Here is an 18,295-nt window from a genome sequence, read left to right as displayed (position 1 = left end):
CCTGGGGCCCGCCCGTCTCACCTGCCTACGCCGGCGCCCCTAGGCCCTGGCGCGCCGCCAGACCAGCAGGGCGAAGCAGGCAGCGGCCACCACGAGGCCGGCGGCAAACTGCGGCTGGGCCAGCTCAGCCAGCGTATCGAGCGCATCGCGCCCCAGCATGCCGGGCAGCAGATTCAACGTCGGAGCCACCTTGTCGTCGAAGTTGATGGGCGCCATGGCACGCGCCGCGTTGTGGAACACGTTGCCGATCACGTCAAGCACGATCGGCTGGTCGTAGCCCTTGGCCAGCAGCAGCCCGCCCAGGCCGAGTACCGCGGCCAGCGCCGGGACGCCCCAGCGCTTGAGCCAGGCCGAAGCGGCCATGGCGCCCAGCAGCAGCGGCGACAGCCAGAGCATCGCCAGGACGATGCCCAGGGCCAGCCGCGCGATGCCGGCCACGAACACCGTGACGACGATCGCCCACGGCACCTGGGCCAGCGACGCGACGCCATGGACTCGCGCCTCGGCGATCAGGCCCGCCACGGGACTGCCGGCGGCGGCCAGGCCCAGCAGCAGCAGGGGCATCACCAGCAGATGCATCAGCACCGTCGCACCGACGGCCTGCGCGTGGCCCACCGGCAGTGACAGCCAGAACTCGACGGAGCGGTCCTGCCAGTCGCGCCGCGCGAGGCCCGGCGCCTGGATCGCCACCGCTCCGCCGGCCAGCACGAGCAGGAAGAAGATGTAGCCCATGGCGACGATCAGCGTCACCATGCCCGCGGGCGGGGGCGAACCGTCGCCGAACTGGATGGTGCCGAAGCTCATCAACGGCACCATGATGGCGAAGGGCACGACGCCCAGCAGCAGCCAGCCGAAGCGATGCTGCATCCATTCGCGCTGGAGCAGGGTCTTGAAAGTTTGCATGGCTCGGTCCTCAGCGCTGGGGGTTGATCTCGGGCGCGCGGGTCAGCGCGACGAACAGGTCGACGAGGCTGGGACGCATGCGCTGGCCCAACGAGGCGACGTGGGCTGGCGGCGCGCCGTCGAACAGGGCCGCCGACTCGCCTTGCTGCCGGTAGCGCAGGATCGGATGCGCGGCGGCGATCGCCTCGGCGGCCTGCGGGTCGTGCCTGAGCGCGACGAAGCGGTCGTCGATCTGGTCCAGCGGGATGTCGAGTACCAGCTTGCCTTCGTTGAGCATCATCACGTCCGACAGCAGGCCTTCGATCTCTTCCACCTGGTGGGTGGAGATGAGCACGCTGCGCTCGCCGTCGCACCACTCGTCGATCAGCATCTCGTAGAAGGCCTTGCGGCTGAGCACGTCCAGGCCGAGCGTGGGCTCGTCGAGGATCATCAGCCGCGCATCGACGGCCGCGATCAGCGCGAGGTGGGTCTGCACCACCATGCCGCGCGACAGCGTCTTGATCTTGTCGGTCGTCTTCACGCTGGTGCGCTTGAGCAGGGTACGGGCGCGTTCGGCGGAGAACTTCGGGTGCAGGCCGGTCATCAGCTCGATCAGCTGCTCGACCGTCGCCCAGCGCGGCAGGATCGCCACGTCCGGGATGTAGGTCACCTCGTTGAGCAGCTTGACGCGGTCGCGCTGCGGTTCAAGGCCCAGCACGTCGAGCCGTCCCTCGTGGTCGTGCAGGCCGACCATCGCCTTCATCAGCGAGGTCTTGCCGGCGCCGTTGTGGCCCAGCAGCCCGACCACGCGGCCCTTGGCGATCGAGAAGTTCAGCTGGTCCAGCGCGAGCTTCTTGCCGTAGTGCAGGCTCAGGCCCTGGGCGTGGATAAGAGTGTCTTTCGTCGTCATTTCGTTTTCTCCAAGGTCTTGCGCGGAACCGGCCTGGCCGGGCTGCTGCAAGAGCCCGCTCGGGGGCAGCGACCGGAAGGGAGCGTCGGGGACCGTCAGGCCTCCCATGTCAGTTCATCCATCTGCAGCCCCAGGCGCCGCAACTTCGTTCGCAACATGGGCCACTCCTGCTCCAGGAAGCGCTGGCGCTCCAGGGCCAGCAGGCGCTCCCGGGCGCCCTGGCGCACGAAAAGGCCCAGGCCGCGGCGGTTGTCCAGCAGGCCATCATCGGCCAGGGCCTGCAGGGCGCGGCCGACGGTCAGCGGATTGAGCATGTACTGCGCGGCCAGCGCCCGCACCGACGGCATCGGCTCGCCCTCGGGCGGCTCCCCGTCGAGCAGGGCGCCGGCCAGGCGGTCAGCCAGTTGCCGGTAGATCGGCTGGCGGTCGTCCCAGGTAGGCATGTGCTCACCCCTTAGGTGTCTTAGTGATGTAAGACACTGTAGAGGGCGATCCGCAGCCTGTCCCGGCCGCTGCGACGGGCTGCAGGATCGGGCGACGAACTGCAGGCAGGGGCCTGCGGCCGCCGCACCGCCGTCGTCAGGGCAGCCGCTGCTCCCGCCAACGCATCGCCATCAGGATCCGGCTCTTCGCGCTCGGGTGGTCGAAGAAGATGAACTCCTCGATCGGCCCCGGCTCGGTCTTGCGGTACTCGGCGAGCTTGAGCATGGACTCGGCCAGGCCGTGCGGCTCGCGGGCGAGGTTGAGCGACCACAGGTCGGCTTCGGCCTCCATCGTGCGGATGATGGTGTTGAGCACCGGCGTCGCGAAGAACAGGTACAGGCCGAGCACCGCCGCCAGCAGCGGCAGCGAGCCCACGTCGGCCACGCCTTCGGGCCCGGCCGGCAGCTGCCAGCGGCCGCCCCAGCGGGCCAGCAACCGCCGCATCGCCCAGGCCGAGATGCCGAAGCCGACGAACAGGACGATGGCCAGCATCGCGAGCGATTTCACCGCATGGTGCATCGCGTAGTGACCGATCTCGTGGCCCATCACCGCGCGGATCTCGGGCGGGCTGGCGCGGCGCAGCAGGTTGTCGTTCAAGCGGATGGCCGCGGTGCCGCCCAGGCCGGAGACGTTGGCGCTGACGCGCGTCGTCTGGCGCGACGCATCGAACTCGTAGACATCGTCGGCCGGCACGCCATCGGCGCGCGCCATGGCCAGCACGGCGCGCTTGATCGGGCCGTCCTCCACCGGCTTGTAGGTGTTGAACAGCGGGTCGATCCAGACCGGCCCGACCAGCATGCCCAGCGCCACCACGCCGGTGGCGATGCCGCTGCCCCACATCCACCAGCGGGGGCCGGTGCGCCTGAGCACCGCATACAGCAGCGGGACGACCAGCGCGGAGACGATCACGGAGACCGTCAGTGCGATGAGCTGTTCGCCGAACCACGCGCCGAAATCCTGCGTCGCCATGCCGTAGGCGTGTTCTCTCACAAAGTTCTGGTAGACGGTGAGGGGCAGGGAGAGAAGCCAGCTGGCGGCCGCGTAGAAGGCGCCGTACAGGGCATCAGCCACGGGACGCGGCCGCGCGACGCGGCGCGCCCAGTCGCGCACCGCGGCCGAAGGGCGAGTCCACAGGAATGCGGCGCCTATCGCCAGGCCGAGCAGCGTGTTCCACAGGATCAGCCAGTAGCCGCCTTCGAAGTAGGCATCCGAGCGGGCACGGGCTTCGGGGGACAGGCGATCGAGGTACGCGCGCGTCGCCTGTTCAGGGTCTGCGGGCAGGGCGGCACGCCAGGCCTCGTCGACGGCTCGTACTGGAAAGTGCGGCGCGGCAACCGGCGTCGGCGCGGCCGGCTCGGCGGCCTGAGCGCCGGTCGCCCCCGTCAAGAGCAAGGCGGCCGCCAGCCACGCTCGACAGCACCAGATCGATCGCATGAAATCCTCCCGTGAAGTCGGCGCGATTGTGCGGAAAGTTGCCCGCGCCCACCCGAGCCGGCCCGTCCCTAGATTCAGGTCCGCCACTGGCCAGCGGCGCCGCCTGATCGTCTGACAATCCAGGCCCGACCACCCAGGAGACCGACCCGATGCCCACGCTGCACCGCCATGCCCTTGCCACGCTGATCGCCGCGCTTGCCCTGTCCGGCTGCGGCAAGGTGGGTGAAGTCGCCACCGAGAAGGCCACGGAGAAGGCGACCGAGAAGATGATCGAGTCGCAGATCACCAAGGACGGCGGCAGCGCGAAGGTCGACCTCTCGCAAGGCGGCGCCACCGTCGAAGGCACCGACAAGGAAGGCAAGAGCTACAAGATGGAGATGGGCTCGGCGAAGCTGGACGAGAAGGAGCTCGGCCTGCCCTTCTACCCCGGGGCCAAGCCGGCCGAGAACGGCGGCACCCGCATCCGCAACGGCGAGGTCCAGATGGCCTCGCTGGAGCTCGACAGCAGCGCCTCGCCACAGGACGTGGCCAAGTGGTACCGCGAGCAGCTCAAGGGCCGCAGCGGCGAAGGCGTGACGGTGATAGACACCGCGCGCGACGACAAGGGCTTGCAGCTGTCCATCGTGTACGGCAAGAAGAACGAGTCCATCACCATCGACGTCGCCGCCGGCGGCGACAACGGCAGCCACATCACGCTCGTGCATTCGATCAGCGGCAAATAGGCCCAGTCGCCGCCGAATCGCCCCAAGGCGACTGATCCCCTTGGGGGACCGGCGCCGCAGGCGGCGTAGGGGCCCTAATAACTCAGCCGGACTTCTTCTTCGCCCGCGGATGCGCGGCGTCATACACCTTGGCCAGGTGCTGGAAGTCCAGCCGGGTGTAGACCTGGGTGGTGGAGATGTTCGCGTGGCCCAGCAGCTCCTGCACCGCGCGCAGGTCGCCGCTGGACTGCAGCAGGTGCGAGGCAAAGCTGTGGCGAAGCATGTGGGGATGCACCGAAGTCGGCAACCCCGCCTGCAGCGCCAGCGCCTTCAGCCGGGAGCGAACCTGGCTGGCCGACAGCCGCGTGCCCCGCTGGCTGACGAACAGCGCCGGCTCGCCGGCCGAGGCCACCTCGTGTCTCACCGCCAGCCAGGCCGCCAGTGCTTCACGCGATGCCCCGCCCACCGGCACGCTGCGCCACTTCGAGCCCTTTCCGCGCACCTGGGCGCTGGCATCGGCCAGGTCGACCCAGCCGGCCGACGAATCACTGGCCCGCACGTCGAGGCCGACCAGTTCGCCCACCCGCAGCCCACTGCCGTAGAGCAACTCGACGATCGCATGATCCCGCGCGCGCAGGCACTCGTCGCCCGCCTCGGGCGCGTGGGCTGCCAGCGCCACGGCCTGGTCGACGGGCAGCGCCTTCGGCAGCGGCCTGGCGGCCTTCGGCGCCCGGACGCCCTCCACCGGATTGAGCTTGACCCCCCCCTGGCGACCCCACCAGCGGTAGAAGCCACGCCAGGCCGACAACTGCAGCGACAGGCTGCGTGAACCGAGGCCGCCCGCGTGGGCCCGGGCCATCAACATGCGCACGTGGTGCGGCTGCAGGGCCTGCAAAGGGAGCGACAAGGACGCGGCCCCGCTCGTCAGGCGCGTCAGTGCATCGGTGTACAGCACCAGCGTGCGAGCGGCGACACGGCGCTCGGTGCGCAGGTGCTCGAGATAGCGCTCGGCCGGCTCGGGAAGCAGGGCCGCTTCGCCGGTCATTCGCTCGTCAGTCGTGCAGCAGGCGCGCCAGCGCGGCGCTGGCCAGGTCGCCGATCTGCTGCAGGAACTCGGTGCCCATGTCGCTCTGGAATCGCAACGCATCGGGCGATCCCAGGGCCAGCAGGCCGAAGCACTCGCCGCTGGCCGCGCCCAGGCGCAGCGGCACCAGGGCGATCGACTGGGCCGGCGTGCCTTCGGCGGCCAGCCATTGCGCGGCCTCGAAGCCCGAGTTCAGGCCGCAGAAGGGCCCCGCCAGGCTGGCCGTGAAGGTCTTGAGGTCCTCGCTGACCGGCTGCGCCCACGGCAGGCCGGTATGCGCCGTCGCCACGCCCCACACCCGCAGCGCGGCGAGCGGCACCATGAACTCGTGCTTGAGCTCCTCGATCAGCACCTGCGGCAGCACGCTGGCGCTGCGCGCCAGCATCACCGCGCGCGTCCAGCGATGCATCTTGTGCACCAGCGCCTCGTTGTCGTGGCCGGCGCGGATCATCTCGATGATGCGGCGCTCCAGGCCCTTGATGCGCTCGCGCAGCATGTCCATCTGCCGCTCCTGCAGCGAGACGGCCCGGCCGCCGTGCGGGCTGGCCAGCTGGACGCTCGCCAGCAGCTCGGCGTGGCGCTCGAAGAAGCCCGGCGTGTTCGCCAGGTAGGCGGCGATGTCGTCTTCGGTGATGCCTTGCACGCCGATGGTCGTGTTGGTCACAGCTCGATCTCTCCTTCAAAGACGGTTTCGGCCGGGCCGGTCATCAGCACCGAGTCTTCGGCTCCACCGGCCCACTCGATGGTCAACAGGCCGCCGCGGGTCTCGACATCGACCTTGGCGTCGAGCCAGCCCAGGCGGATGCCGGCCACCACCGCGGCGCAGGATCCGGTGCCGCAGGCCAGGGTCTCGCCGGCGTCCCGCTCGAACACCCGCAGGCCGATGCGCGAGCGCGACTGCACCTGCATGAAGCCCACGTTGACCTTGCGCGGGAAGCGCGGATGCACCTCGATCAAAGGCCCGAGTTCGCCCACCGGGGCCTCGTTGACGTTGTCGACCCGCAGCACCGCGTGCGGGTTGCCCATGGACAGCACGGCCACCTCGACCTGGCGTGTGCCGGAGGAGCGGCGAGCGCGCCGGTCGTCGGGCAGGTCCAGAGGCCACAGGGCGAAGCCGTTTTGCTCTCGCGGCTGCAGGCCGGTGGCATCGAAAGGCACCCGGGCCAGGTCGAAGATCGGACGATTCATGTCCACCGTCACGCGGCCGTCGGGCTGCTGGCGCAACTCCATCAGGTTGTTCATGGTCTCGACCCGGATCGTGTCCCGGTCGGTCAGGCCGTGCGAACGAACGTAGCGCACGAAGCAGCGGGCGCCGTTGCCGCAGTTCTCGACCTCGGCCCCGCTGGCGCCGTTGAAGATGCGGTAACGGAAGTCCACGCCCTGGCGCGGGCTGGGCTCGACGACGAGGATCTGGTCGGCGCCGACGCCGAAGCGCCGGTCGCCCAGGCGCCGCAGCTGGGCGGTGTCCAGCGGCAACGGCGCGGAGGTGGCGTCGAGCACGACGAAGTCGTTGCCCGCGCCCTGCATCTTGGTGAAGCGAACACGCATGGGGCCGGATTATCGGCGCTGGGGCTGGCCCGCTTGCCGGCCGGCGGGCCGTGCCCACAATCCTCTGCATGCCCGCCGCCGCCAGCGCCAGCCGCCGGACCACCGACCCTGCCACCCGCGATCCACGGGTCGACGCCTACATCGCCAAGGCCGCGCCTTTCGCGCGGCCGCTGCTCGCCAGCTTGCGCGAGCAGGTGCACGCTGCCCATCCGGGCATCGTGGAGTCCATCAAATGGGGCATGCCGTACTTCCTGTACGGCGGCCGCCTGCTCGCCGGCATGGCGGCTTTCAAGGCGCATGCGACCTTCGGGTTCTGGCAGGGAGACCAGCTCGCCGCCGCGCCGAAGTCCGGCAAGGCCATGGGCCAGTTCGGGCGCCTGACCGGCCCGGCCGACCTGCCGGCCGCGGCCCGGCTCCAGTCCATGGTCCGCCAAGCCATCGCCCTGATCGACTCGGGCGCGCCGCCGCGAAGCCACCGCCGCTCGACCGAGCCCAGACCGCCGGTGGAAGTGCCCGGGTTCCTGCGCGACGCGCTGCAGCAGCATCCGACGGCAGCCGCCCACTTCAACGCCCTGGCGCCGGGCCAGCAGCGCGAGTACGTGGACTGGCTCGTCGAGGCCAAGCGGGAGGACACCCGCGCCAGACGCCTCGCCCAGGCGCTCGAATGGCTGGCAGAAGGCAAGCGGCGGAACTGGAAGTACGAGAACTGCTGAGCACCCCAGGGGCGGGTCACGCCCAGCCCGTTGGCGGACACCCTGCGCAATTTGTGGAGGGACCCTGTCAGGTTTGACAGTGTCGGGCCGGCGGGTCGAGGCGAACAATGGGTCACATCCGCTGTCATCGCGGCCGGCCCGGTGGTTTTCTCCGCCGCGGCCGGTTTCTCGGGCACCTCCCCAGGGAAGAAACACGAGGGCCCCTTTCCAGCTGCAAACTTCTCAAGCAAAGGGGCTCCGCCACTTTGCTTGAACCCCCAGGGGCCGGCTGAGCGCAGTCCGGGCCCTGGCGGCGTTCCCGCTCAGTACAGCTTCGCCTGGCCCTCGGGCCGCGTCTTGAAGCGCCTGTGCACCCACAGGTACTGGGCCGGCAGGCGCTCGATCTCGCCCTCGATGAAGGCGTTGATCCGGCGGGTGGCGGCCACTTCGTCGTCCGCGCCCGGAAAGTCCCGCCACGCCGGCAGGAAGCGAACGCGATAGCCCTCGCCGCCGGGCAGCATCTCGGCAATCACCGGCTGCACGGCCAGGCCCATGCTCGCGGCCATGCGCGCCGGCGCCAGCAGCGTCGCGGCGGGCACGCCGAAGAAGGGGACGAAGGCCGCGTCCTTGGCGCCGAAGTCCATGTCCGGCAGGTTGAGGAAGACCGCGCCGCGCTTGATCGCCCGCACGAGCGGCAGCGCCTTCTCGTGGCGCGAAAAAATCTCGGCGTTGCCGAAGCGCAGCCGGCCCGCGCGCATGCGCACGTCGAAGACGGCATTGCTCTGGCGTTGGTAGATCGACGCCACGCGCCGCTGCTGGAAAAGCTGCGAGGCCATCCCCGCCACGTCGAGCCCCATGAAATGCGGCACCAGCCACATCACCGGGCCGTCGTGCTTCTCGGCGAAATCCACATCGCCCTCGACATGGATGAGGCGCCTCAGCCGTTCGCCCGAGCCCCACCACAGCAGGCCCCGCTCCACCAGGCTGCGGCCCAGCCAGCCGAAGTGATCCCGCAGGACCGCCGCCCGCCGGGAGGCCGGCCAGGCCGGAAAGCACAGTTCGAGGTTGCGCTCGGCGATGCGCCGGCGCCGCCGCGCGAGGCCATACAGCAGGGCACCGACGCCACGGCCGAGGCCGGCCTGCACAGACAAAGGCAACCAATGCACCAGCCACAGCAGCGCCAGCACCACGCGCGCCGCAGCGCGCTCCCACCAGGACATGCGTCGAACTCCTTCAGGCCGCTTCGCCGGCTCGCAGCCGGCGGGGCGATTTATAGCGGTTGTAGCCCCAGAGGTACTGGCCGGGCAGCGCGCGGATGGCCTTTTCCATCGAGGCATTGATGACGCGGGCTGCCTCCACTTCGTCGGCCGGGTCGGCCGGCAGCGGCTCGGCCAGCGGAGCCAGGTGGATCGAATAGCCGGCGCCGTGCGACAGCCGCTCGCACCAGGCCAGGCCGATCGCCGCCCCCGTCTGCTGCGCCAGTCGCACGGCCAGGGTCATCGTGTAGGCCGGCTGGCCGAAGAAAGGCGCCCAGACGCCCTGGCCCTCGGGCGGGACCTGGTCGGGCAGCAAACCCACCATCTCGCCACGCCTGAGCGCGCGCAGCATCTGCCTTACGCCCGCCAGGGTGGCCGGCGCCGTGGCCATGTTCGGCCGCGCCCGGGCCGTTTCCTCCAGCCGGCGCAGGAAGGCCTTGCGCGCCGGCCGGTACAGCACCGTGATGGGCTTGTCGAAGCGCTCGGCCGCCGCCCGGGCCGCCACCTCGAAACTGCCCAGGTGCGGCGTCAGCAGGAGCAGGCCGCGGCCGGCGGCCAGCGCGTCCTCTATCAGCGACTCGCCCTGCCATCGCACCCGGCCGCCCAGGCGTTCGCCCTCGGGCATGAGCCACAACCACGGCACCTCGGCCACCAGGCGGCCGGCTTCGGCTATCGAGCGCCGGCGCTCGGCGGCACTGACTCCGGCCAGCGAAGCATTGGCCGCCAGGCGCCGCCGGTAGCTCGGCGACAAGGCCCAGGTCAGCCACCCCAGCACCGCGCCGAGCGCGTGCAGCCAGGCCAGGGGCCAGCGCGAGAGCCAGCGCAGCAGAAGCATCATCGGTGAGCGTGGGGCAGTCTTTTATACAATCGGGCCTGTCGCCGAGTTAACAGGACAACTTGCGGGGCGACGCGGGCGGTTTTCAACCGATGCCCGCCCGGCCGATCGTTCAGAATGGCTGGCCCAAATTCCGCTAAAGCGTTCGCCGCTCTTGACAGGTTGCCAAGTGAGGACGACGCCAAGCCGAACCCGGCTTCTCCTCGGACCAGCAACCGGAAGCAATTGAACGTGGCGAACGATTATCTCTTCACCTCCGAGTCGGTCTCGGAGGGCCATCCCGACAAGGTCTCCGACCAGATCTCCGACGCCATCCTGGACGCGATCCTCGCGCAGGACCCGCTGTCGCGCGTCGCCGCGGAAACGCTGTGCAACACCGGCCTGGTCGTGCTGGCCGGCGAAATCACCACCCAGGCCAACGTCGACTACATCCAGGTCGCGCGCGACACCATCAAGCGCATCGGCTACGACAACACCGAGTACGGCATCGACTACAAGGGCTGCGCCGTCCTCGTGGCCTACGACAAGCAGTCCAACGACATCGCCCAGGGCGTGGACCGTGCGAGCGACGACTACCTGAACATAGGTGCCGGCGACCAGGGCCTGATGTTCGGCTACGCCTGCGACGAGACGCCCGAGCTGATGCCCGCGCCGATCTACTACGCCCACCGGCTCGTCGAGCGCCAGGCGCAACTGCGCAAGGATGGCCGGCTGCCCTTCCTGCGGCCGGACGCCAAGAGCCAGGTGACGATGCGCTACGTCGACGGCAAGCCGCACTCGATCGACACCGTGGTGCTGTCCACCCAGCACGCGCCGGAGATGAGCGACGGCGCCAAGATGAAGCCCGAGTTCACCGAGGCCGTGATCGAGGAGATCATCAAGCCGGTGCTGCCGAAGGAGTGGCTCAAGGACACCAAGTTCCTGATCAACCCGACCGGCCGCTTCGTCATCGGCGGCCCGCAAGGCGATTGCGGCCTGACCGGCCGCAAGATCATCGTCGACACCTACGGCGGCGCCTGCCCGCACGGCGGCGGCGCCTTCTCGGGCAAGGATCCCACCAAGGTCGACCGCTCCGCCGCCTACGCCGCCCGCTACGTGGCCAAGAACATCGTCGCCGCCGGCCTGGCGCGCCAGTGCCAGATCCAGGTCGCCTACGCGATCGGCGTGGCGCGCCCGATGAACGTGACGGTCTACACCGAGGGCACTGGCGTGATCCCCGACGACCAGATCGCCGCCCTGGTGAACGAGCACTTCGACCTGCGCCCCAAGGGCATCATCCAGATGCTGGACCTGCTGCGCCCGATCTACGCCAAGACGGCGGCCTATGGACACTTCGGGCGTGAAGAGCCGGAGTTCAGCTGGGAACGCACGGACAAGGTGGCCGAGCTGCGTGCAGCCATCGGGCGCTGAAGCCAGCCTGGTCACGACAAGGGCGCCTTCTGGCGCCCTTTTTGTTGCCCACCTGGCGACACACACTGTCCTCGCGCCCGAGACACAGTGGGCAGTGCAGCCGCCCACGTGAACATACCGGCCGGCGCCCCGGGGCCTCTCGCACGGGGCCAACACGGCGCCCGTTTGACGAGGGTCAAACGCCCGGTACGCCGACGTCCGCCCGGCCCTTCCGCGCCCTGCTTCTTGCATGTCAACTCCGTGCGGCCCCTCGCCGCGCCCTGCCCATGGAGGACTCATGCACCCAGGCGTTATCTCACCGACCCTGCTGCCGGCCCGCATTGCGACCATCGCCATGGCAGCCCTGCTGGCGCTGGCGACGCCGGCGAAGGCGCAGGACATGGCCAACGGCAGCGACCTCGCGCGCCGCGCCGTCCATGTCTGCGCCGCCTGCCACGGCGACGGCGGCCGCAGCCAGAACCCGGCCTATCCGGCACTCGCCGGGCAGATGCCGATGTACCTGGCCCGCCAGCTGAAGGACTTCCGCGCCCAGCAACGGTCCGAAGCGGGAACGCAGGCCTACATGTGGGGGGTCTCGGCCCTGCTGGATGACGACACCATCCAGGCGCTGGCCGATTACTACAGCGCCCAGACGCCGCTGGCAGGCCACGGCAAGGCCAGTCCGGCGGTGCTGCGCGCCGGACGCGACATCTTCGACAACGGCCTGCCGGCCAAGGGCGTGCGTGCCTGCGCCAGCTGCCATGGAGAGCACGCCGAGGGCGCCGCCGGCTTCCCTCGCCTGGCCGGCCAGCACGCCGACTACCTGTACGCCCAGCTCAAGGGCTTCGGCAGCCGCCTGCGCCCGCACGGGGTGCTGATGAGGGCCGAGGCCGCCCACATGAGCCCCGTGCAGATGAAGGCGGTGGCCGCCTACCTTCAGTCGCTGTAGGCGGGCGCGCTCAGGCCTTGCGCGGGCGCACGAGCGAGGCGGCCTTCTTGGCCTGGATGCGCGCCGTGTCCACGTCGGCGTCGTGCACCAGCGCCACACCCATGCGGCGCTTGACGAAGCTCTCGGGCTTGCCGAACAGGCGCAGCTCCGAGTTCGGCACCGCCAGGGCCTCGGCCACGCCGTCGAACACCACCGCCTGCGCCTCGACGCCGCCGTAGATCACGGCGCTGGCGCCGGGGCTCTTCAGCGTCGTGTCGACCGGCAGGCCGAGGATGGCCCGGGCGTGCAGTTCGAACTCGTTCTGCCACTGGGTGATCATGGTCACCATGCCGGTGTCGTGCGGGCGCGGGCTCACCTCGCTGAACCAGACTTCGTCGCCCTTGACGAAGAGCTCGACCCCGAAAAGACCCTGGCCGCCCAGGTCGCCGGTGACGGCGCCCGCGATCTCGCGAGCCCGCTGCAACGCCACGGATGACATCGGCTGCGGCTGCCAGCTTTCGACATAGTCGCCGCTGACCTGCACGTGGCCGATGGGCTCGCAGAACTGCGTCTGCACCTCGCCGCCCGCGGCCTTCGCCCGCACGGTGAGCAGCGTGATCTCGTAGTCGAAATCGATGAAGCCCTCGACGATCACCCGGCCGTGGCTGACCCGGCCACCGGCCATGGCGTGGTCCCAGGCCTTGGCCACGTCCGCCGGGCCGTCGATCTTGCTCTGGCCCTTGCCGGAGCTGCTCATCACCGGCTTGACGATGCAGGGATACCCGATCCCGCCATCGATGGCCGCCTGCAGTTCGGCCAGCGAATCGCAGAAGCGGTACGGGCTGGTCGGCAGGCCGAGCGTTTCGGCGGCCAGGCGGCGGATGCCCTCGCGATCCATCGTCAGGCGCGCGGCCCGTGCCGTCGGGATGACCCGCACCGTGCCGGCGGCCTCGAGCTCCTGAAGCACCGGGGTCGCAATGGCCTCGATCTCGGGAACCACCAGGTCGGGCCGCTCGGCCTCGATCAGGGCACGCAGCGCCGCCGGGTCGCTCATCGCGATGGTGTGCGCGTGGTGCGCCACCTGCTGCCCCGGGGCGTTCTCGTAGCGGTCGACGGCAATGGTCTCGACGCCCAGGCGCTGCAACGCGATCAGCACCTCCTTGCCCAGCTCGCCCGCACCCAACAGCATCACGCGCAGGGCGGCGGGCGACAACGGTGTTCCCAGTGGTTTCATCGGTCGGCCTGATCTTCGGCAATGGAATCCGGCATTGTCGCCGCCGGCCACGGCCGCCCCCGACCGGAGGCATCATCGGCCATGCCTCGCGCCTCGACTCTCGACGACCTGCGCCGCTACGCCATCGCCCGCAGCCTCTTCACGCCGACGACCCTGCCGCGCGCCATCGAGAAGCTCGGCTTCGTGCAGGCCGACCCGATCCGCGCCCCCGCCCGCGCCCAGGACCTGACGCTGCGCCACCGCGTGACGGACTACACCGCCGGCGACCTGGAACGCCGCTATCCGCGCCTGCCCATCGACGAGGACCACTTCGTCAACTACGGCTTCCTGCCCGCGCGCCACCTGGCACTCATGCACCCGCGCACGCCGCGCCACGCCTGGACGGACGCGCGCTGGAAGCAGGCGCACGAGGTGCTCGCCTTCGTGCGAGAGCGCGGCGAGGTGCATCCCAAAGAGGTCGACGATCACTTCGCCCATGGCCGCACGCGCAACTGGTTCGGCGGCTCTTCGCGCGCAAGCACCGAGCTGCTGGATGGCATGCACTACCGCGGCCTCCTTCGCGTGGCGCGCCGCGACGGTGGCGTTCGGGTCTATGCGGCGCGCGAGCCGCACGAGGCGGTGAGCGACCCGGCGGAGGTCAGCGCCCGGGTCGACGCCCTGCTGGACCTGGTGGTGGCCAAGTACGCGCCCTTGCCAGGAGCCAGCCTCGGTTACCTGGCCAGCCTGATGGGTGGCGGCGCGCCGCAGTGGCGCGGCGAGCGCGCCGCGGCCCTGGCGCGCGCCAAGCAGCGCCTGGCCCGGACGAAGCTGGATGGCATCGACTGGTACTGGCCCGCCGGCGAGAACCCGTCGTCGCGCCGCCACCAGGTGCCCGAGCGGGTGCACCTGTTCGCGCCCTTCGACCCGGTCGTGTGGGACCGGCGGCGCTTCGAGCTTTTCTGGGGCTGGGCCTACCGCTTCGAGGCCTACACGCCGGCGCCGAAGCGGCAGCTGGGCTACTACGCGCTGCCACTGATGTGGCGCGACGAGGTCATCGGCTGGGCCAACGCCTCGGTGAAGAACGAGCGGCTCGCGATCGACAGCGGATACGTCAGCGGCCGCGCGCCGCGCGACCCACTTTTCCGCCGCGCGCTGGAAGAGGAGCGTCAACGGCTGTCGGACTTCCTCGGGCTGGAAGGCTGAGCGTTCAACGCGCCGCGAGCAGCGCAGCAGCGACCTCGGCAAAGCCTCGCCCGCGCTCGCCGGCTGTCACGTAGGCCGGCTTGACGATGAGCTCGCTCCAGAAGCGCGCGATGTTGGCCACGCCGACGGACAGCGGCACTCGCTCGAACATCAGCTGGTCGTTGGTCGAATCGCCGACGTAGAGCCAGTCCCCCGGCTCGAAAGAGCGGCCGACGACTTCCTCGACGGCCCACGCGGCGGCCGTCCACTTGCTGTGCTCGCCGATCCAGCCGTTGACGTGAATGGAGCTGACGGTCGCGTTCAAGCCGTGGGCCTGCATGACCGAGACGACCTCGTCGATCCGGGCCGGCGGCAGGTGCTCGAACTCGCTGTGGTCGATAGCGATGTCGGTCAGGCGGCCGGCGCTGTCGCGGGCCAACGTGGCGCCGGGCACCTCGCGTAGCACGGCGGCGGCGCCGTCTCGCAGCCGGGCGAGGTTGCGCTCCCGCTCGTCCGGCACCTGAGCGAAATCGTGCCGCAGCCGGCCTTGAGCATCACGGCGCAGCATCACGCCACCGTTCTCGGCCACGATCGCCGCCACCGGCCAGGCCAGCGCGAAGGGCTCGCTCCAGCCCGCCGGGCGGCCGGTGATGGCGATGACCGGCACGCCGGCATCCGCCAGCGACCGCAGCGCCGAGAGCGCCTCCGGCTCGATCGCGCCGTCGCGCGTCAAGGTGTCGTCGATGTCGGTCAGCAGGCCGGCGATACGGACGAGCCGCGCGCGCGGGACCTGCGACCAGGGCGTGGCGCCCGGCAAGGGCGTCGCGGTCGGATCGGGCATGGCGGGCAGTGTCCCATGCGTGCTGAAATCGCCCGCCATGCACACCCCGCCACGCTTCGGTCGCAGCCTGCTGCCCTTGTGGAGCCTGGACCCGGCCGCCACCTATCTCAACCACGGCACGGTCGGCGCCACCCCGCTCGCAGTGCTGGCCGCGCAGGCTGCGCTGCGCGACGAGATCGAGCGTCACCCGGCCCGCATGCTGTTGCGGGAGATCACGCCGATTGGCGTGCAGGGCCAGCCGGGTGGTGCGGGGCCGGATGGGCGGCCGCGCCAGCGCCTGCGGGCCGCGGCCGCCGCCGTCGCACCCTGGCTCGGCGTGACCGGGGACGACCTGGTCTTCGTGGCCAATGCCACCACCGGCGCCAATGCCGTGCTGTCGTCCTTCCGCCTCGCCGCAGGCGACGAGGTGCTGGTGACGAACCGGACTTACGGCGGCGTGGCGCGCGCCGCGGCACACCATGCGGCTCGCGCCGGAGCGACCGTGTGCACGACAGCGCTGCCCTTTCCGGGCGCCGATGCCGCCGCCCTGGTGGCCGCCGTCGAGGCCGCGCTCACGCCGCGCACCCGCCTGGCCGTGCTGGACCACGTGAGCCCCGAGACCGCCCTGCTCATGCCGCTTGCCGAGATGGCTGCCGTCTGCCGCGCACGCGGCGTGGCGGTGCTGGCCGATGGCGCCCATGCACCCGGCGCCGTCCCGGTCGACATCCCGTCGCTGGGCGTCGATTTCTATGCGGCCAACCTGCACAAGTGGGCCTTCGCACCGCGCAGCTGTGCCGTGCTCTGGGCTGCGCCGGCCCGACGCGATGATCTGCATCCCACCGTCACCTCCTGGGGCTCGGGCCTGGGCTGGCATGCCGAGTTCGACTGGGTCGGCACCAGCGACCCCACGCCCTACCTGTGCGCGCCAGCGGGCCTGGCCTTCATCGACGAGGCCTTGGGCGGCCGTGAGGCCCTGTGGGCTCACAACCACGGGCTGGCCTGGCGTTCAGCGGAGCGCCTGTGCGAACGCTGGAACCTGCCCTGGCTCACACCGCGCCGGATGGTCGGCAGCATGGTCAGCGTGCCGCTGCCGCCGGCGCTGGGCCATGGCGCCGCTGCGGCGACAGCACTGAAGGACTGGCTGCTGTTCGAGCACTCGATCGAGGCGCAGATCCTGGCCATCGACGAGGCGCTCTGGTGGCGCATCTCGGCCCAGGCCTACAACGACGACGAGGACATCGAGCGCGTGGCATCCGTCATCGACTCGCGCCTTCGCGGCGGTTAGAATCCGTCCCTCGTTCCGAGGAGCGTTGCAAGGCCGCCTACCGGCCCCAGGCTCGGAACTCCACATTTGCAACGGCGCTCACCCGCATGAACTGCGTGGTGATGCGTGCCTACCAGGCTCCATCGTCTCGTCGCCCTTGCGGGTCGCTCCCATTTCGACCGACCGGAGTCATTGCCATGAACGCAGCCGTTCTCAAGCCCGCCGCCGCGGACCACGCCATCACCGACATCGGCCTGGCCGATTGGGGCCGCAAGGAAATCAACATCGCCGAGACCGAGATGCCCGGCCTGATGGCAATCCGCGAGGAATTCGCCGCCAGCCAGCCCCTGAAGGGCGCTCGCATCACCGGCAGCCTGCACATGACGATCCAGACCGCCGTGCTGGTCGAGACGCTGCAGGCGCTGGGCGCGCAGGTCCGCTGGGCCTCGTGCAACATCTTCTCGACGCAGGACCACGCCGCCGCGGCGCTCGTCGCCCGCGGCACCCCCGTCTTCGCCTACAAGGGCGAGTCGCTCAAGGACTACTGGGACTACACCCATCGCATCTTCGAGTTCGGCAACGCCGGCTCCGAGGGTGAAGGCCCCAACATGATCCTGGACGACGGCGGCGACGCGACGCTGCTGATGCACCTGGGCCAGCGCGCCGAGAAAGACGCCAGCGTCCTGGCCAACCCGGGCAGCGAGGAAGAGCGCGAGCTGTATGCCGCCATCAAGGGCAAGCTGGCCATCGACCCCACCTGGTACACCCGCAAGAGCGCCCAGATCATCGGCGTGACCGAAGAGACCACCACCGGCGTGCACCGCCTGAACGAGATGAGCGCCAAGGGCACGCTGCTGTTCCGCGCCATCAACGTCAACGACTCCGTCACCAAGAGCAAGTTCGACAACCTCTACGGCTGCCGCGAGAGCCTGGTCGACGGCATCAAGCGCGCGACCGACGTGATGGTCGCCGGCAAGATCGCCGTCGTGGCCGGCTACGGCGACGTGGGCAAGGGCTCGGCGCAGGCGCTGCGTGCCCTGTCGGCCCAGGTGTGGGTCACCGAGATCGACCCCATCAACGCCCTGCAGGCCGCGATGGAGGGCTACCGCGTCGTCACCATGGACGACGCCTGCTCGCAGGGCGACATCTTCGTCACCGCCACCGGCAACAAGCACGTGATCACCCACGACCACATGGCGAAGATGAAGGACCAGGCCATCGTCTGCAACATCGGCCACTTCGACAACGAGATCGACATCGCCTCGCTCGAGAAGTACCAGTGGGAAGAGATCAAGCCGCAGGTCGACCACATCATCTTCCCGGACGGCAAGCGCATCATCATGCTGGCCAAGGGCCGCCTGGTGAACCTGGGCTGCGGCACCGGCCACCCGAGCTACGTGATGTCCAGCTCGTTCGCCAACCAGACGATCGCGCAGATCGAGCTCTTCACCAAGCCCGAGGCCTACCGGGTCGGCCAGGTCTACGTGCTGCCGAAGCACCTGGACGAGAAGGTCGCGCGGCTGCAGCTGAAGAAGCTCAACGCCAAGCTCAGCGTGCTCACCGACGAGCAGGCGGCCTACATCGGCGTGTCCAAGAACGGCCCCTACAAGCCGGACACCTACAGGTATTGACGACCCACCCCGTAGCGCCTGCGGCGCTCCCCCTCGAGGGGCG

General features: G+C 70.1%; 18 protein-coding genes and 1 riboswitch. Of the genes, 7 read left to right on the top strand and 11 right to left on the bottom strand.

Going from position 1 to position 18,295, the window contains the following annotated elements:
• Nucleotides 1–39: 39 nt before the first annotated feature.
• The 4 genes from ACS5PM_RS30340 to ACS5PM_RS30325 all read right to left on the bottom strand — a co-directional run bounded on the left by ACS5PM_RS30340 (nt 40) and on the right by ACS5PM_RS30325 (nt 3,709).
• Nucleotides 40–903 (bottom strand): hypothetical protein, encoded by an 864-nt coding sequence (locus ACS5PM_RS30340; protein WP_439391764.1) that lies wholly within the window; start codon nt 901–903, stop codon nt 40–42.
• A gap of 10 nt (nt 904–913) precedes the next feature.
• Nucleotides 914–1,792, bottom strand: coding sequence for an ABC transporter ATP-binding protein (locus ACS5PM_RS30335; RefSeq protein WP_439391763.1), 879 nt, complete (start codon nt 1,790–1,792; stop codon nt 914–916).
• A 95-nt stretch (nt 1,793–1,887) separates the two neighbouring features.
• Entirely contained in the window at nt 1,888–2,235 is a 348-nt protein-coding gene (locus ACS5PM_RS30330; protein ID WP_439391761.1) for a GntR family transcriptional regulator, read from the bottom strand.
• A 136-nt stretch (nt 2,236–2,371) separates the two neighbouring features.
• Complete coding sequence (locus ACS5PM_RS30325; RefSeq protein WP_439391759.1) at nt 2,372–3,709, bottom strand: M48 family metallopeptidase; 1,338 nt, start codon at nt 3,707–3,709, stop codon at nt 2,372–2,374.
• Nucleotides 3,710–3,858: 149 nt separating this feature from the next.
• On the opposite strand from ACS5PM_RS30325, the gene ACS5PM_RS30320 reads away from it, so the two are divergent.
• The gene (locus ACS5PM_RS30320; RefSeq protein ID WP_439391757.1) at nt 3,859–4,431 is read left to right on the top strand and encodes a hypothetical protein; all 573 of its coding nucleotides are present in this window, start codon (nt 3,859–3,861) and stop codon (nt 4,429–4,431) included.
• An 82-nt stretch (nt 4,432–4,513) separates the two neighbouring features.
• On the opposite strand, the gene ACS5PM_RS30315 is transcribed toward ACS5PM_RS30320, so the two are convergent.
• Genes ACS5PM_RS30315 through dapF form a run of 3 tightly spaced genes read right to left on the bottom strand, consistent with a single transcriptional unit; the run spans nt 4,514 to nt 7,042 of the window.
• Nucleotides 4,514–5,455 carry a tyrosine recombinase XerC gene (locus ACS5PM_RS30315; protein WP_439391756.1) on the bottom strand — a complete coding sequence of 314 codons (942 nt, stop codon included), beginning with the start codon at nt 5,453–5,455 and terminating at the stop codon, nt 4,514–4,516.
• A 7-nt stretch (nt 5,456–5,462) separates the two neighbouring features.
• A complete protein-coding gene (locus tag ACS5PM_RS30310; protein WP_439391755.1) occupies nt 5,463–6,158 on the bottom strand; it encodes a DUF484 family protein in 696 nt (231 codons plus the stop codon).
• The gene (gene dapF, locus ACS5PM_RS30305; RefSeq protein ID WP_439391754.1) at nt 6,155–7,042 is read right to left on the bottom strand and encodes a diaminopimelate epimerase; all 888 of its coding nucleotides are present in this window, start codon (nt 7,040–7,042) and stop codon (nt 6,155–6,157) included. Before dapF ends, ACS5PM_RS30310 begins: the two co-directional genes overlap by 4 nt.
• A gap of 68 nt (nt 7,043–7,110) precedes the next feature.
• On the opposite strand from dapF, the gene ACS5PM_RS30300 reads away from it, so the two are divergent.
• Nucleotides 7,111–7,755: a YdeI/OmpD-associated family protein gene (locus ACS5PM_RS30300; RefSeq protein ID WP_439391753.1), complete on the top strand. Its 645-nt coding sequence runs from the start codon at nt 7,111–7,113 to the stop codon at nt 7,753–7,755.
• Nucleotides 7,756–8,057: 302 nt separating this feature from the next.
• Here ACS5PM_RS30300 and ACS5PM_RS30295 read toward each other — a convergent pair whose 3' ends face one another.
• Nucleotides 8,058–8,954 (bottom strand): LpxL/LpxP family acyltransferase, encoded by an 897-nt coding sequence (locus ACS5PM_RS30295; RefSeq protein WP_439391752.1) that lies wholly within the window; start codon nt 8,952–8,954, stop codon nt 8,058–8,060.
• Nucleotides 8,955–8,967: 13 nt separating this feature from the next.
• Complete coding sequence (locus tag ACS5PM_RS30290) at nt 8,968–9,828, bottom strand: lysophospholipid acyltransferase family protein (protein ID WP_439391751.1); 861 nt, start codon at nt 9,826–9,828, stop codon at nt 8,968–8,970.
• 228 nt (nt 9,829–10,056) lie between these two features.
• Here ACS5PM_RS30290 and metK point away from each other — a divergent pair, with 228 nt between their 5' ends.
• Nucleotides 10,057–11,235 (top strand): methionine adenosyltransferase, encoded by a 1,179-nt coding sequence (gene metK, locus ACS5PM_RS30285; RefSeq protein WP_439391749.1) that lies wholly within the window; start codon nt 10,057–10,059, stop codon nt 11,233–11,235.
• A gap of 277 nt (nt 11,236–11,512) precedes the next feature.
• The gene (locus ACS5PM_RS30280; protein WP_439391747.1) at nt 11,513–12,163 is read left to right on the top strand and encodes a c-type cytochrome; all 651 of its coding nucleotides are present in this window, start codon (nt 11,513–11,515) and stop codon (nt 12,161–12,163) included.
• Nucleotides 12,164–12,173: 10 nt separating this feature from the next.
• Here ACS5PM_RS30280 and purT read toward each other — a convergent pair whose 3' ends face one another.
• Nucleotides 12,174–13,376 carry a formate-dependent phosphoribosylglycinamide formyltransferase gene (gene purT / locus ACS5PM_RS30275; RefSeq protein WP_439391745.1) on the bottom strand — a complete coding sequence of 401 codons (1,203 nt, stop codon included), beginning with the start codon at nt 13,374–13,376 and terminating at the stop codon, nt 12,174–12,176.
• Between the two features lie 81 nt (nt 13,377–13,457).
• On the opposite strand from purT, the gene ACS5PM_RS30270 reads away from it, so the two are divergent.
• Nucleotides 13,458–14,558, top strand: coding sequence for a DNA glycosylase AlkZ-like family protein (locus ACS5PM_RS30270; RefSeq protein ID WP_439391744.1), 1,101 nt, complete (start codon nt 13,458–13,460; stop codon nt 14,556–14,558).
• Between the two features lie 4 nt (nt 14,559–14,562).
• Here the strand turns inward: ACS5PM_RS30270 and ACS5PM_RS30265 are convergent, their stop codons facing one another.
• Nucleotides 14,563–15,378 (bottom strand): HAD-IIB family hydrolase, encoded by an 816-nt coding sequence (locus ACS5PM_RS30265; protein ID WP_439391743.1) that lies wholly within the window; start codon nt 15,376–15,378, stop codon nt 14,563–14,565.
• Nucleotides 15,379–15,415: 37 nt separating this feature from the next.
• Between ACS5PM_RS30265 and ACS5PM_RS30260 the strand changes: the two genes are divergently transcribed.
• Nucleotides 15,416–16,642 (top strand): aminotransferase class V-fold PLP-dependent enzyme, encoded by a 1,227-nt coding sequence (locus ACS5PM_RS30260; protein WP_439391742.1) that lies wholly within the window; start codon nt 15,416–15,418, stop codon nt 16,640–16,642.
• An 11-nt stretch (nt 16,643–16,653) separates the two neighbouring features.
• Nucleotides 16,654–16,729: riboswitch (S-adenosyl-L-homocysteine riboswitch) on the top strand.
• Between the two features lie 89 nt (nt 16,730–16,818).
• Complete coding sequence (gene ahcY, locus ACS5PM_RS30255) at nt 16,819–18,252, top strand: adenosylhomocysteinase (protein WP_439391741.1); 1,434 nt, start codon at nt 16,819–16,821, stop codon at nt 18,250–18,252.
• The last annotated feature ends 43 nt before the right edge of the window (nt 18,253–18,295 follow it).

Origin of the sequence: Ideonella flava (assembly GCF_051857595.1) — a bacterium.
Lineage (GTDB): Bacteria > Pseudomonadota > Gammaproteobacteria > Burkholderiales > Burkholderiaceae_C > Ideonella.
The sequence above is the reverse complement of the archived record's forward strand: the minus strand, read 5'-3'. Positions and strand labels throughout refer to the sequence as shown.